Here is a 13,119-nt window from a genome sequence, read left to right on the forward strand (position 1 = left end):
CCTTTCTCTACACGAGGTACTGGTTGAGGTCGCGGGACACGAAGCGGCCGTGGCCCGTCGAGCCGTGGTAGGCGCCGTCGGCGATCACCTTGCGGCCGCGGGAGAACACGGTGTCCACGGCGCCGGTGAGGTCGAAGCCCTCGTAGGCCGAGTAGTCCACGGCCATGTGGTGGGTCTCGGCGGAGATGGTCTGAACAGCCGACGGGTCGTAGATCACGACGTCGGCGTCGGCGCCCGGTGCGATCACGCCCTTGCGCGGGTACATGCCGAACATGCGGGCCGGGGTGGTGGAGGCGATCTCGACCCAGCGCTCGCGGGTGATCTCGCCCTTCACCACACCCTGGTGCAGCAGGTCGACGCGGTGCTCGACGCCGGGCATGCCGTTGGGGATCTTGGAGAAGTCGCCGACGCCCAGCTGCTTCTGGTCCTTGAAGCAGAACGGGCAGTGGTCGGTGCTCACGACGGACAGGTCGTTCGTGCGCAGGCCTCGCCACAACGACGACTGGTGTTCCTTGGGGCGCAACGGAGGCGATGCCACGTACTTCGCGCCTTCGAAGCCAGGACGGGCCAGGTCCTCCAGAGACAAGTACAGATACTGCGGGCACGTCTCGGCGAACACGTTCTGGCCCGTGTCACGCGCGGCCGTCACGGCGTCAAGAGCTTGCGCCGCGGACAAGTGCACGATGTACAACGGAGAGCCGGTCACCTTGGCCAGCTGGATTGCGCGCGAGGTCGCCTCGCCCTCCAGCTCCGGCGGCCGGGTCAGGCCGTGCTGCACGGGATCGCCGAGCCCGGACGCCAGTGCCTGCGCCACGAGCTGGTCGATCGCGATGCCGTTCTCCGCGTGCATCATGATCGTGGCACCGGTCTCGCGCGCCTTCTGCATGGCGCGCAGGATCTCGCCGTCCGTCGCGTAGAAGACGCCGGGATAGGCCATGAACATCTTGAAGCTGTTCACGCCTTGAGCGATGCACGACTCCATCTCCTTCAGCGACGCGTCGTTCACGTCGGAGATGATCATGTGGAAGCCGTAGTCGATCGCGCAGTTGCCGTCCGCCTTGCTGTGCCACTTGTCCAGAGTGGACAGCAACGAGGAACCCTTGGGCTGCACGGCGAAGTCGACGATCGTGGTCGTGCCGCCCCACGCCGCCGCGGTCGTACCGGTCTCGAACGTGTCCGCGGACTGGGTGCCGCCGAACGGCATCTCCATGTGCGTGTGCACGTCGATGCCGCCGGGAATCACGTACTTCCCGGCCGCATCGATGACTTCGTCGGCCTGTACAGCAAACCCTGGCGTGACCAGGGCTGCGATGTGCTCGCCCTCGATCAGCACGTCGGCCGCGTGCGAGCCGGTCGCGTTGATCACGAGGCCGTTCTGGATCAGCGTGCTCACGGCGTCACCAGGCCCTCGTAGGTGTCCGGGCGGCGGTCGCGGTAGAACGCCCACGTGTCGCGGACCTCGGTGATCAGGTCCATGTCGAGGTCGCGCACCACGAGCTCTTCCTCGGTGTCCGAAGCGACCTCGTCGACGAACTGGCCGCGCGGCGACACGAAGTACGTCTGGCCGTAGAACTCGTTGTCACCCAACGGTTCCACACCCACGCGGTTGATCGCGCCGACGTAGTACTCGTTCGCGACGGCCGCGGCGGGCTGCTCCAGCTTCCACAGGTACTCGGACAACGAACGAGAAGTCGCCGACGGGTTGAACACGATCTTCGCGCCCGCGAGACCCAGGGCGCGCCAGCCCTCGGGGAAGTGGCGCTCGTAGCAGATGTAGACGCCGATCCGCCCGACCGCTGTGTCGAAGATCGGGTAACCGAGGTTGCCGGGCTTGAAGTAGAACTTCTCCCAGAACCCCTTGACCTGCGGGATGTGGTTCTTGCGGTACTTGCCGAGGTACGTGCCGTCGGCGTCGATCACCGCGGCGGTGTTGTAGTAGACGCCCGGCTGCTCGACCTCGTACATCGGCACGATCAGCACGATGTTGTGCTGCGCGGCGACCTCCTGCATCAGCCGCGTCGTGGGGCCGTCCGGAATCGCCTCGGTGTAGGAGTAGAAGTCCGCGTCCTGCACCTGGCAGAAGTACGGCCCGTAGAAGAGCTCCTGGAGACACAACACCTGCGCGCCCTGCGATGCGGCGCTGCGGATGTGCTCGACCGCGTTCGCGATCATCGACTCCTTGTCGCCCGTCCACTTCTGCTGGACGAGCGCCGCCCGGATGATGTTGCTCACCTGGTCTTCTCCTTTGCGGTGTTCTCCTTGAGAGCAAGGAAAACCAGGAAACCGGCCGCGAAGCCGATCACCCAGTTGTAGTCGTAGAGCGGCTTGAGGAACGGAATCAACCCGTCCGCCGGAAATGGTCCGCCGTAAGCGCCACCGACCGCGAGCACCGAGCCCACGAGCGTCGCGAGCACCGCACGCCAGTTCCAGCCGCCGTTGAACCAGTACGCGCCCCTGCCGTCCAGGTAGAGGTCCTGCAGGTGCAGCTCGGTCTTCTTGATCACCCAGTACCCGGCGACGAACACACCGGCCACGGACGCCAGCAGACCGCCGTAGAAGCCGAGCCACGCGAAGATGTAGATGTTCGGGTCGGAGATCAGCCGCCACGGCTGGATCAGGATGCCGACCACACCGGTGATCAGGCCGCCGATCGCGAACGTGATGCGCTTGGGGAACGCGTTCGAGAAGTCGTACGAGGGGCTCACGACGTTCGCCGCGAGGTTCGCCGAGACCGTCGCCAGCACCAGCGAGATCAGCGCGACGAGCACCAGGAGCGTGCTGTCGAACCGGGACGCCAGGTCGGCCGGGTCCCAGATCGCCTCGCCGTACAACGCCTGCGCGCCGGACGTCGTCAGGATCGCCACGATCGCGATGAACGACATGGTCGTCGGCAGACCGAGGATCTGACCGGTGACCTGCTTCTTCTGAGACCCGCCGAACCGCGTGAAGTCCGGCATGTTCAACGACAGCGTCGACCAGAACGCGATCATGCCCATCAGCGCGGGGAAGAAGACCTTCCAGAAGTCGGGCCCCCAGCCGAGCTTGCTGCCGGTGGACAGGATCGGCCCGAAGCCGCCCGCCTTGACCAGCACGTAGCCCAGCAGGATCAGGAACCCGACGCTGACCAGCGGCGCCGTCCAGTTCTCGAAGCGCCGGATCGCGTCCATGCCCCGCCAGATGACCAGCATCTGCACGACCCAGAACCCGAAGAAGCACAACCACAACGTCCACGGCTGACCGCCCACTTCGGACGCCTTGGTCCACCCGTCACCGGCCAGCCGCCCGATGATCACGTGCAGCGCCTTGCCGCCCACCCACGTCTGGATGCCGAACCAGGCGCACGCGATGAACGCGCGCAGCAACGCGACGAGGTTGGCCCCGCGGATGCCGTAGAAGGCACGGGCGAACACCGGGAACGGGATGCCGTACTTCGTGCCGGCGTGGCTGTTGAGCAGCATGGGGACCAGCACGATCAGGTTGCCCAGGGTGATCGTGAGGAACGCCTGCACCCAGTCCATGCCGATGGCGATCAACGACGCCGCCAGCGTGTAACTGGGGATGTTGTGCGCCATGCCCATCCACAGCGCGAAGAAGTTGTAGGTCGTCCAGGTCCGCTGCTCGATCGGAACCGGCGCGAGCTCGGGGTTGAAGAACCTGCTGTCCTTGATGGGACCCACGTCGCTCAACTCGACGCGACCGTCAGGTGTGACCTGGGGCGGTGAGGACTCGACTGCCATCGTTCAACCCCCTGTTACGCTGCTGAAACACGGCGAACGCGGTCGGTTTCCATCCCGGAATCCTGGGTCCGCCGCCCTGGGTGTGGCAGTGTCAAAGTGTCCACGCTTGTCATGATCGCCGCACATTGTGTTCCACTGGTTCGTATGGGGATTCCACGGCGAGCGGTCTTGCTGGGTGGGGTGGGCCTGCTGGGAGCAGGGGCGACGTACGGCGCGCTGACCCCGAGGGGCCGTCGTCTGCTCGGCTGGACAGGCCCCGACGGGGTGGTGCCCGACGTGCCAGGAGTACCCGTTCAGCCCACCCCCTGGGGCGCCTGGATGGGGACCGACGGCCCGACCGTGCTCGCGCTGCACGGGCGCGGCGGCAGCGTCCAGTGGTGGCAGAACCTCGGCCTGCCCCAGTTCCTGGCCGGTGTGAAGTTCCGCTGTGCCGTGGTCGCCGGAACCGACGACTACTGGGTGAACCTGAAGCCGCCCGTGCCGTTCGAGGCCGCGATCGGCATCTCGATGGGCGGGTTCGGCGTGCTGGACATCGCGTCGCGGCAGCCGCTCAAGGCGGTCTCAGCGATCAGCCCGGCGCTGTTCCACACGTGGGACGACGCCCGCCGGATCGCCGGGATCACCTCGGAGGAGATCTGGGCGCGGCACGAACCGTTGCGGCACACGGACAGCATCAAGTCACCGGTCGGCGTGTGGTGCGGGCGGGAAGATCCGTTCTACGACGGTGCGCGGGACATGGCCGAGGCAATCGGCGCGGCCGGGTCGCTCGACCACGGCGAGCACACCGACGGATATTGGCGCCGCGTGCTGCCGGAGGCGTTGAAGTTCATCGAGAATCGTCTGTGAAGTACCTGCCGGTGTCCCTCAGACGGGCCTGCGCACGTGCCGTCATCCAGGGGTCGCCGAGGTTTCGAGCGGCGTCCAGCGCCAGCTGATCGGCCATCTTCAGGTCGTGCAGGAGGCCACGCAGTTCGAGGTAGTCGTGCACCGCCCAGGCCAGCCGCCCACCCTCGCGGATGTGCCGCATCAAGATCGCGGACAGCGCCGTCAGCAGGAACATCGGCCGATGCCTGTCGAACCAGTGCAGCGCCTCGGCCTGCTTGGGCGTGCGCAGCGCGGCGGACATCTGCTCGGCGCGATCGGCGAGGTGGTGGAAGAACCGCGACACCGCCTGCTCGCGGGTCTCCTGGTCCTCCTCCTCGGACACGCGTTCCGCGGCGTACACCCGCACCAGGTCGTGCAGCCGGTCGCCCGGTTCGAGCAGGTGCGCGGTCCGCAGGTCCCGCAGGAGCTTGCGCGCCCGCGCCTCGGTGCCGCCGGCGAGGACGGCGGCGGTCTCGGACGTCACCACGAGACCGGGGATCATCGCCGCGAACCGGAAGCACCGGCGCTGCTCCTCGGTGAGCGCGCGGTAGGAGAGCTCGAACGCGGCGCGCACCGACCGGTCGTCGCCGTCGTCGAGCAGGTCGAGATCCACATCCCGCAGCTCCGATGCCCAGTCGTGGTCCGGGTCGGACTTCCGCAGTGCCGCCATGATCCGCAACGCCAGCGGCAGCCGTCCGCACAGCTCGGCCACTTCGGCGTCACCGACGAGCGACGTGGCCTCGTCCGCGGGCAGCACGCCCAGTTCGAGGTGATCAGCGTCGTCCAGCCCTGTCAGGCGGTGCCGGCTCGTCACGATCGTGCGGTGCTTGTTGGGCAACAACGGCCGCACGTGCGCCGCGGACCTCGCGTTGTCGATCACAACGAGCATCGGCTCGCGCTCGGCGGTGACCGACCGGAACAACGCGGCGCGCGCGGCCTCGGTGGGCGGGATCTCCCGCACGCCCAGCGCGATCAGGAACTCCTCCAGCGCCTGTGCCGGTGCCACGCGGCGTTGGTCGTCGTAGTCCTGGAGGTCGACGAAGAGCTTGTCTCCCGGGAAGTTCGCTGCGTACCGCAGCACCAGCTCGGTCTTGCCGACACCCGCCAGCCCGCACACCACGGTCAGGCCTGTCGTGTCCAGCGAGGCGAGTTCCGGGTCCCTGCCGACGAACGACCCGCTCGCGGCACGCACGCCGTTCAACGCGGTGGGAACGGGCGCGGGCGAGGTGAGGTGCACGGAGCCGACGTGGTGTGCCTGGACCACGTTCCCGTGGTTCTCCCCGACCTCGTTCCGGTTCACCCGCGGGAGTTTGCCACTTTGAGACGCACCACGGCCGTGCCCGCGCGACGGTCGTGCCACGTGCGGGTGCCGCGCAGGTCCAGCGACTCCACCGCGGACAGCACGAGCAGCACCAGCCCGCCCACCAGTAGAAGCGAGGCGAGCCACCCCGCCGAGCTCACGGCCAGGTGTTCGCCGATGACGACCCACGGCTGCTGCCAGCCGAGGCCCGTCATCAGCGCCGGTTCCCGCCAGCCCAGGCCGGTCAGCACGAGCACCGCGCCCGCGCCTGGCAGCGCGGTCGTGATGAGCGTGCGTGCCAGTACCCGTCTGAGACCGAGGCCGGACGCGGGGCCCACGACCCGCAGCCCCGTCAGGGCCTTGCCGAGGGTGTTCCAACGCAGCAGAAAAGCGTCGTAAAGAGCCGCGCAGAACACCACCAGCACGGGTTCGTGGACCAACGGCCACGCCACGACCAGCACCAGGAGCCAGTCGAGCAGACGGGCGATCAGCCGACGAACGAGCATGATTCACGCTATTCGGCAGAACTCGCTCATAGTTGGCCAGTTCATGGCCAGTTAGCGTCCGAACTCCGCCAGCCAGCGCGCCTCGTCGCGGAAAACCCGCCGGGCGGAGAGGCCGTCGGTCGCGAAGGCCTGGATCTCGGACGGTGTGAGCGGCCACGGTGGACCGTCCGGGTCGGGGCCTTCCTCCCGTGCGACGGCGAGCACGAGCAACGTCGAGCCGACGAGGGACGCGACGCGCGCGGTGGCTTCGGCGTGCAGGGAGACGGGCAGCGCCTGCACCGTCATGTTCTCCACGACCAGGTCGAACGCGCGGTGCCACTCGGCGGGCGGGTCGAGGAGGTCGGCGACGACGTAGTTCACCTTCGTCTTCGGGTAGCGCGCCTTCACCGCTTCGATGGCGGTGGGGGAGATGTCGAACGCGGTCACGTCGTAGCCCAGTGCCGCGAGGAACTCCGAGTCGCGGCCGTAGCCGCATCCCACGACCAGCGTCCTGCGGTCCAAGCCGTCGGGAGCCTCGTAGGTCCACTCGACGAGGTGTTGCTGAGGGTGGGGCTGATCCCAGGGGACGGAGGCCGTGCCGGCTTCGGCCTCCGCGTAGAGATCTTCGAACCAACCGGTCGGGTTGGCGGCCTGAAGGCGACGGTCATCAGAAGGCATGACCTAAGTACTACCGAGCCTCAGCGAACCGCACCCGCGGAATTTGCCACATCGGCAACATCAACGGGCCGCGCGAGCCTGACCGACGTAGTCCACGAGGCCGTCGTCCGCGGGCCAGCCGATCTGCGAGCTGATCGCGGGCTTGTTCTCCTCCCACGACCGCTGCGCCGCGGCCTGGATCGCCGGGTCGCCGCCGGTGAACTTCGCACCCAGCGCGTCCCACTGCCGCGACAGCTCGACCACGCGCGGGTCCGTCGGTGGAGTGCCGTCGGCCATGTGCTGCCGGATCTGTTTCACCAGCTCCAGCCACGAGGCCTTCAGCTCCTCCACGGCCTCAGGACCGATGGCGGCGGCGCGCGAACGCATGTCGTTCAGCTGGTCTGCGGTGAAGTAGCTCTCGTACACGGACATCATCTCCAAAGTGGACAGAAGGGACTCTGCGGTGTGACCGTCGAGGAGCGCGGCGATCCGGGACCGCAGCGCGTCGACCTGCTGGACCTGCGCGGTCAACGCGGCCAGCTGGGCCTCGAAGATCGGCCGCAGCGAGTCCGAACGGGACAGTGCGGACCGGACCTCTTCGAGCGAAAGGCCGAGCTGGCGCAGTGATCTCACCTGATAGAGGCGTCGAACGTCCTCCGGGGTGTACCGACGGTGACCGGATGTCGTGCGCTCGGATGCGCTCACGAGTCCGATCTCGTCGTAGTGGTAGAGCGTGCGGACCGTCAGTCCGCTCGCTTTGGCCAGTTCACCGATGCTCCAGCGGGTCACACGACGACCGTAGGACCTCCCGCAACGGGAGGTTCAAGCCCTCATCACACGATCGAGCGGATAAATACGCGAACCAAATGCGCCGATGAAAACGAAGATCGGTCCCCAAACCAGATTGAGGAAAACTGTGTCTCGTTCCGGACTGTTCCGTGCCGCCGCTCTGCTCGCCGCCGGTGCCGCCCCGCTGCTCGCCGGCTCGGCCAACGCCGTGGAGGCTCCGCAGCTCCCCGCCGGCGTGCCCGACATCGGCGCGGACAAGATCGTCAGCGACGCCACCCAGGCCAACCCGCTCGACTCGGCCGGTGCCCTGAAGCTCGGCCAGATCAGCACGCCGGTCAACCCGGACGTCGCGGCGCCGGCCGCTCAGGTCCCGGCCGCGGAGCGCACCGTGCCGAACCCGGTCGCGTCCGAGCTCGGCACCCTCCCGGCGCTGCCGAACGCCGAGGGCCTGGTCGGTGGCGCGCACGTCGGCGACCTGAAGGCGCCGAGCCTGTCCGACCTGCCGACCAACGGCGTGGTGCCGAACCCGAACGTGCTGTCGGGCACCCTGCCGGACATCAACGGCTGAGTCGCACGCTGAAAATGGGCCCGTGCGCGTTCACGGGCCCATTTCGTGCACCAAGAGCGCCACGTACAGCGAGAGCACGGACTCCGGGTCTTCCAGCGACACGCCCAGGACCTGTTCGATGCGGTTGAGCTGCTGGTAGTAGGCCGTGCGCGAGAGGTGCGCGGCTCCCGCAGCCGCTGACTTGTTGCCGCCGTTCTCGCACAGGCACCGCAGCAGCTCCACGAGTCGTGAGCCCTGGGCGTTGTCGCGTGCCAGCAACGGTCCCAGCTCGCGGTCCGCGAACGCCCGCACCCGCTCGTCCTCGCGCAGCAGGTGCAGCAGGCCGCGCAGCCGCACGTCGTCCAACCGGTGGTAGAGCTGGGATCCGGGTGCCCGCAGCGCCGCTCCGGCCACGTGCGCGGCCTCGCCCAGCGAACGCCGAACGTCCGTTGTGGACGTCACGGTCGTGCCCACGGCGATCACCACGGTCGACGCGGCCGTGCGGTGGATCTCGCGCGCGACCTTGCGCAGAACTCCTTCCACACCAACGGTCATCGGCACCGACAGCAGCGCACGCACCGACGTGTCGTCCACGACGCCGACGAGCGCCGCGACCGTGACCCGTCGGCCCGCGAGTGCGGTGGCCTCGGCAAGATCGCGCAGGACTTCTTGTGTGGCAAGCGTTTGCCCGTGCAGCACGGACACCGGCCGGACCGCCACGCCGATCAGCTGACGGCGTTCCAGCGGCACACCCAACGCCGCCGCCCGCGCGCCCAGGTCCGGTGACTGCGGGGACTGACCGAGCAACTGGGCCAGCAGCGTCCGGTGCGTCTGACGTTCCAACGACTCCCGGTCGCGCGCCACGAGCCGATGCACGGCCAACGCTGAAGCAGCACGTTCGGCGACGACGATGTGCCGGTGCGGCGGCGGCTCCGGCGACACGAGCACGAGCCGTCCCCAGTCCGCCCCGCGCGCGCCGACGATCGTGATCAACCAGCCGGAGGCCTGGTGGTACGCGGTCCGCTCGGTCACCGTGACTGCCCGCGAGCGCGCGGCCCAGTCGTCGAGCAGCTCGACGGGATCGTGCCCGGCCGCGTCGTAGGCCAGCACGTCGTGGCCGAGCGTCTCCAGCACGACCGGCAGCCCGGACGTGCGCGCGACCTCCCGCAGCACCTCGGCGGGTTCGGCCCCGGCGACGGTCAGCGCCGTGAACGTCTCGTGTACCTGCTCGGCGGCCCGCAGCTCGGCCAGCTGAGCGTCCACGATCAGGCCGACGACCGCCTCGGTGACGGCCACGTACTTCGTCTCGGCGGAAAGCGTGACCAGCGGTAACCCGTGCCGTTCGGCCTCGGTGACCAGCGCGGTGGGCACGTCGTCGCGCCACCGCCGGCCCAGCTCGACGATCAACCCGGCGCACCCCACCGCGGCCAGCTCCTCGACGTACCGGGCGAGGCCGGACTCGGGCAGCATCACGCCCGTCGTGAGCACCAACTCGCCGCCTCGGAGCAACGGCGCGATGTCTGCGATCTCCGCCACATGCACCCACCGGACGCGGCGCGAAAGTCCCGCTGATCCGGCCACCAAACGCGGCTTACCCTGCCGGATCACCGGGAGAGCGACTACTTCGGCGACGGTCGGGTACATGGACACAACGTAATGCCAACCAGCCGATCCGGGTACAGGTTGTGCATGGCGGCCGGCTCGACTCCCCAGCAGACTCCGAAGCAGGAGCTGACGCCTGGAGGACGTGATGGCCCACAAGGAGCTGCTGGCACGACACCGCGCGGTGATGCCGAAGTGGCTGGCCCTCTACTACGACGAGCCCATCGAGATCGCGAGCGCCAGCGGGCGCCGGGTGACCGACCGCGAGGGCACGACCTACCTGGACTTCTTCGCGGGCATCCTGACCAACGCCATCGGCTACGACGTCGCCGAGATCAGCGACGCGATCCGCTCGCAGCTCGACACGGGCGTCCTGCACAGCTCGACGCTGTACCTGATCAAGTCACAGGTGGAGCTGGCCGAGAAGATCGCGGAGCTCTCCGGCATCCCCGACGCCAAGGTCTTCTTCACCAACTCCGGCACCGAGGCCAACGAGACCGCGCTGATGCTCGCTACGCAGGCGCGCCGCAGCGAGCAGGTCCTGGCTCTGCGCAACAGCTACCACGGCCGTGCGTTCGCCACGGTCGCCATCACGGGCAACCGCGGCTGGTCGGCGTCCGCGCTGTCGCCGATCAAGGTCAGCTGGGTGCACGGCGGCTACCGCTACCGGTCGCCGTTCAAGGCCTTCTCGGACGCCGACTACATCAAGGCCTGCGTCGACGACCTGCGGGAGATCATCGAGACCACGACGTCCGGCGACGTGGCGTGCATGATCGCCGAGCCGATCCAGGGCGTCGGCGGCTTCACCTCGCCGCCCGACGGCCTGTTCCGCGCGTTCAAGGACGTCCTGGACGAATACGGCATCCTCTTCGTCTCCGACGAGGTGCAGACCGGCTGGGGCCGCACCGGCGAGCACTTCTGGGGCATCCAGGCGCACGACGTGGTGCCGGACGCGATGACGTTCGCCAAGGGCCTCGGCAACGGCCTCGCGATCGGCGGTGTCGTGGCGCGCGGCGACCTCATGGACTCGATCAACGCGAACTCGATCTCGACGTTCGGCGGCAACCCCGTGTCGACCGCGGGTGCTCTGGCCACCGTTCAGTACCTGCTCGACCACGACCTGCAGGCCAACGCGGCCAAGCTGGGTTCGCGGCTGCTCGGAGGGTTGCGTTCGCTGGCGGAGAAGTACCCGGTGATCGGCGACGTGCGCGGCAAGGGCCTGATGGTCGGCGTCGAGTTCGTCGGGCCCGAGGGCGAGCCGAACCCGGGAGCGGCCGGTGTCGTGCTCGCCGAGTCGAAGGCGCTCGGGCTGCTGGTCGGCAAGGGCGGTCTGTACGGCAACGTGATCCGGTTGGCTCCGCCGATGACGCTGACCGAGGACGAGCTCGAAGAGGCACTGGGGATTCTGGCGCAGGCGGTGGAGAAGGCGTGATCAAGCACTGGATCAACGGCAAGCACTGGGAACAGGCACCCGAGCGGGCTGGTGACGTCTACGACCCGTCGACCGGCAAGGTGGCTTCTCAGGTCGCCTTCGCGTCGGTGTCCGAAGTGGACGCTGCGGTCTCGTCGGCCGCGGAAGCGTTTGCGTCGTGGCGCAACGCGTCGTTGGCGCAGCGCTCGACGGTCATGTTCAAGTTCCGCGAGCTGCTGAACTCTCGGAAGGGTGAGCTCGCGGAGATCGTGTCCGCCGAGCACGGCAAGGTCGTGTCGGACGCTGCCGGGGAGATTCAGCGGGCGCTCGACTCGGTCGAGTACGCGTGCGGAATCCCGCAGCTGCTCAAGGGCGGGTTCAGCGAGAACGCCTCGACGCGCGTCGACGTCTACTCGATCCAGCAGCCGGTCGGCGTGGTCGGTGTGATCTCGCCGTTCAACTTCCCGGCGATGGTGCCGCTGTGGTTCGTGCCGACGGCAATCGCTTGCGGCAACGCGGTGGTGCTGAAGCCGTCGGAGAAGGACCCGTCGGCGTCGATCTTCATCGCCGAGCTGTTCGCGGAGGCCGGCTTGCCGGACGGTGTGCTGAACGTCGTGCACGGCGACAAAGTTGCTGTTGATCGGCTGCTGGAGCACCCTGTGGTGAAGGCGATCTCGTTCGTCGGGTCCACGCCGATCGCTCGGTACGTCTACGAGACCGGTACAGCGCACGGCAAGCGCGTGCAGGCGTTGGGTGGCGCCAAGAACCACATGGTCGTGTTGCCCGACGCGGATTTGGACCTGGCTGCGGACGCTGCGGTGTCCGCCGGGTTCGGTTCGGCCGGCGAGCGGTGCATGGCGATTTCGGTGGTCGTCGCGGTGGGGTCTGTGGGTGACTCGTTGGTGTCCAAGATCAAGTCGCGGATCGCCGAGGTGAAGGTCGGGTCCGGGCCGTCGTGCGAGATGGGGCCGTTGGTCACCGGGGTGCACCGGGACAAGGTCACGTCCTATTTGGACGCCGGCGTGGCTGCTGGGGCTTCGCTGGTTGTGGACGGGCGTGATCACCCGATCGACGGCGACGCGGACGGGTTCTGGCTTGGGCCCACGTTGTTCGATCATGTTGGCACGGACATGACGATTTACACCGACGAGATCTTCGGGCCGGTGCTGTCGGTGGTGCGCGTGGAGTCCTACGACGAGGCTGTTGAGATGGTGAACGCCAACCGGTATGGGAACGGTACTGCGATCTTTACCAACGATGGTGGTGCGGCTCGGCGGTTCCAGAACGAGATCGAGGTTGGCATGGTTGGGGTTAACGTGCCGATCCCGGTGCCGGTCGCGTACTACTCGTTCGGTGGCTGGAAGGAGTCGCTGTTCGGTGACGCGCACGCTTACGGGCCGCACGGTGTGCACTTCTTCACTCGGTCGAAGGTGGTTACCTCGCGGTGGCTCGATCCTTCGCATGGTGGGGTGAATTTGGGGTTTCCGCAGAACGTTTAGCGGGTGGGGCGGCCTTCGGCCGCGCGCGTGGGTTGCGTCGGCCGTCCCCCTGTTGCGCTGGCGGCTGGCGGGTTTGTGTCCGTGCGTGGTCGCCTTGCGTCGTCGGAGTTCCGGTTGCGAGTCGCGGCCTTGCGGGTGGTCGGGTTGCGTAGGGCGTGTTCCGGTTGCGTGCTTCCCCTTGGGAGCTCTGCCCCAAACCCCGCCAATCTGATCAGGGGGCCAGCGCCG

At 68.0% G+C, this 13,119-nt stretch carries 12 protein-coding genes; 4 read left to right on the top strand and 8 right to left on the bottom strand.

What is annotated here, in order from left to right:
- Window positions 1-7 precede the first annotated feature (7 nt).
- The 3 genes from hydA to AB0M24_RS09035 are packed head-to-tail and all read right to left on the bottom strand — an operon-like array spanning window position 8 to window position 3,737.
- Window positions 8-1,393 (bottom strand): dihydropyrimidinase, encoded by a 1,386-nt coding sequence (hydA, locus tag AB0M24_RS09025; RefSeq protein ID WP_363762972.1) that lies wholly within the window; start codon window positions 1,391-1,393, stop codon window positions 8-10.
- Window positions 1,390-2,232 (bottom strand): nitrilase-related carbon-nitrogen hydrolase, encoded by an 843-nt coding sequence (locus AB0M24_RS09030; protein ID WP_363762975.1) that lies wholly within the window; start codon window positions 2,230-2,232, stop codon window positions 1,390-1,392. The genes hydA and AB0M24_RS09030 overlap by 4 nt, the downstream gene beginning before the upstream one ends.
- Window positions 2,229-3,737 (bottom strand): NCS1 family nucleobase:cation symporter-1, encoded by a 1,509-nt coding sequence (locus tag AB0M24_RS09035; RefSeq protein ID WP_363762978.1) that lies wholly within the window; start codon window positions 3,735-3,737, stop codon window positions 2,229-2,231. The genes AB0M24_RS09030 and AB0M24_RS09035 overlap by 4 nt, the downstream gene beginning before the upstream one ends.
- A 144-nt stretch (window positions 3,738-3,881) precedes the next feature.
- Between AB0M24_RS09035 and AB0M24_RS09040 the strand changes: the two genes are divergently transcribed.
- Complete coding sequence (locus AB0M24_RS09040; RefSeq protein WP_363762981.1) at window positions 3,882-4,583, top strand: hypothetical protein; 702 nt, start codon at window positions 3,882-3,884, stop codon at window positions 4,581-4,583.
- Here AB0M24_RS09040 and AB0M24_RS09045 read toward each other — a convergent pair.
- Genes AB0M24_RS09045 through AB0M24_RS09060 form a run of 4 tightly spaced genes read right to left on the bottom strand, consistent with a single transcriptional unit; the run spans window position 4,564 to window position 7,832 of the window.
- On the bottom strand, window positions 4,564-5,901 hold the full coding sequence (locus AB0M24_RS09045; RefSeq protein ID WP_363762983.1) for an ATP-binding protein: 1,338 nt from the start codon (window positions 5,899-5,901) through the stop codon (window positions 4,564-4,566). The genes AB0M24_RS09040 and AB0M24_RS09045 overlap by 20 nt on opposite strands.
- On the bottom strand, window positions 5,898-6,407 hold the full coding sequence (locus tag AB0M24_RS09050) for an RDD family protein (RefSeq protein WP_363762986.1): 510 nt from the start codon (window positions 6,405-6,407) through the stop codon (window positions 5,898-5,900). The genes AB0M24_RS09045 and AB0M24_RS09050 overlap by 4 nt, the downstream gene beginning before the upstream one ends.
- A 51-nt stretch (window positions 6,408-6,458) precedes the next feature.
- Complete coding sequence (locus AB0M24_RS09055) at window positions 6,459-7,064, bottom strand: class I SAM-dependent methyltransferase (RefSeq protein WP_363762989.1); 606 nt, start codon at window positions 7,062-7,064, stop codon at window positions 6,459-6,461.
- A 60-nt stretch (window positions 7,065-7,124) separates the two neighbouring features.
- Window positions 7,125-7,832 (bottom strand): MerR family transcriptional regulator, encoded by a 708-nt coding sequence (locus tag AB0M24_RS09060; protein ID WP_363762992.1) that lies wholly within the window; start codon window positions 7,830-7,832, stop codon window positions 7,125-7,127.
- A gap of 127 nt (window positions 7,833-7,959) precedes the next feature.
- On the opposite strand from AB0M24_RS09060, the gene AB0M24_RS09065 reads away from it, so the two are divergent.
- Window positions 7,960-8,400, top strand: a complete 441-nt coding sequence (locus tag AB0M24_RS09065) for a hypothetical protein (protein WP_363762995.1) — start codon at window positions 7,960-7,962, stop codon at window positions 8,398-8,400.
- Window positions 8,401-8,430: 30 nt separating this feature from the next.
- Here the strand turns inward: AB0M24_RS09065 and AB0M24_RS09070 are convergent, their stop codons facing one another.
- Window positions 8,431-10,023 carry a PucR family transcriptional regulator ligand-binding domain-containing protein gene (locus tag AB0M24_RS09070; protein WP_363762998.1) on the bottom strand — a complete coding sequence of 531 codons (1,593 nt, stop codon included), beginning with the start codon at window positions 10,021-10,023 and terminating at the stop codon, window positions 8,431-8,433.
- Window positions 10,024-10,129: 106 nt separating this feature from the next.
- On the opposite strand from AB0M24_RS09070, the gene AB0M24_RS09075 reads away from it, so the two are divergent.
- Together AB0M24_RS09075 and AB0M24_RS09080 are read left to right on the top strand one after the other, a co-directional pair.
- Complete coding sequence (locus tag AB0M24_RS09075; protein ID WP_363763001.1) at window positions 10,130-11,413, top strand: aminotransferase class III-fold pyridoxal phosphate-dependent enzyme; 1,284 nt, start codon at window positions 10,130-10,132, stop codon at window positions 11,411-11,413.
- Window positions 11,410-12,891, top strand: coding sequence for a CoA-acylating methylmalonate-semialdehyde dehydrogenase (locus tag AB0M24_RS09080; RefSeq protein WP_363763004.1), 1,482 nt, complete (start codon window positions 11,410-11,412; stop codon window positions 12,889-12,891). The genes AB0M24_RS09075 and AB0M24_RS09080 overlap by 4 nt, the downstream gene beginning before the upstream one ends.
- Window positions 12,892-13,119: the final 228 nt, after the last annotated feature.

This window comes from Lentzea sp. NPDC051838 (assembly GCF_040681245.1).
Lineage (GTDB): Bacteria > Actinomycetota > Actinomycetes > Mycobacteriales > Pseudonocardiaceae > Lentzea.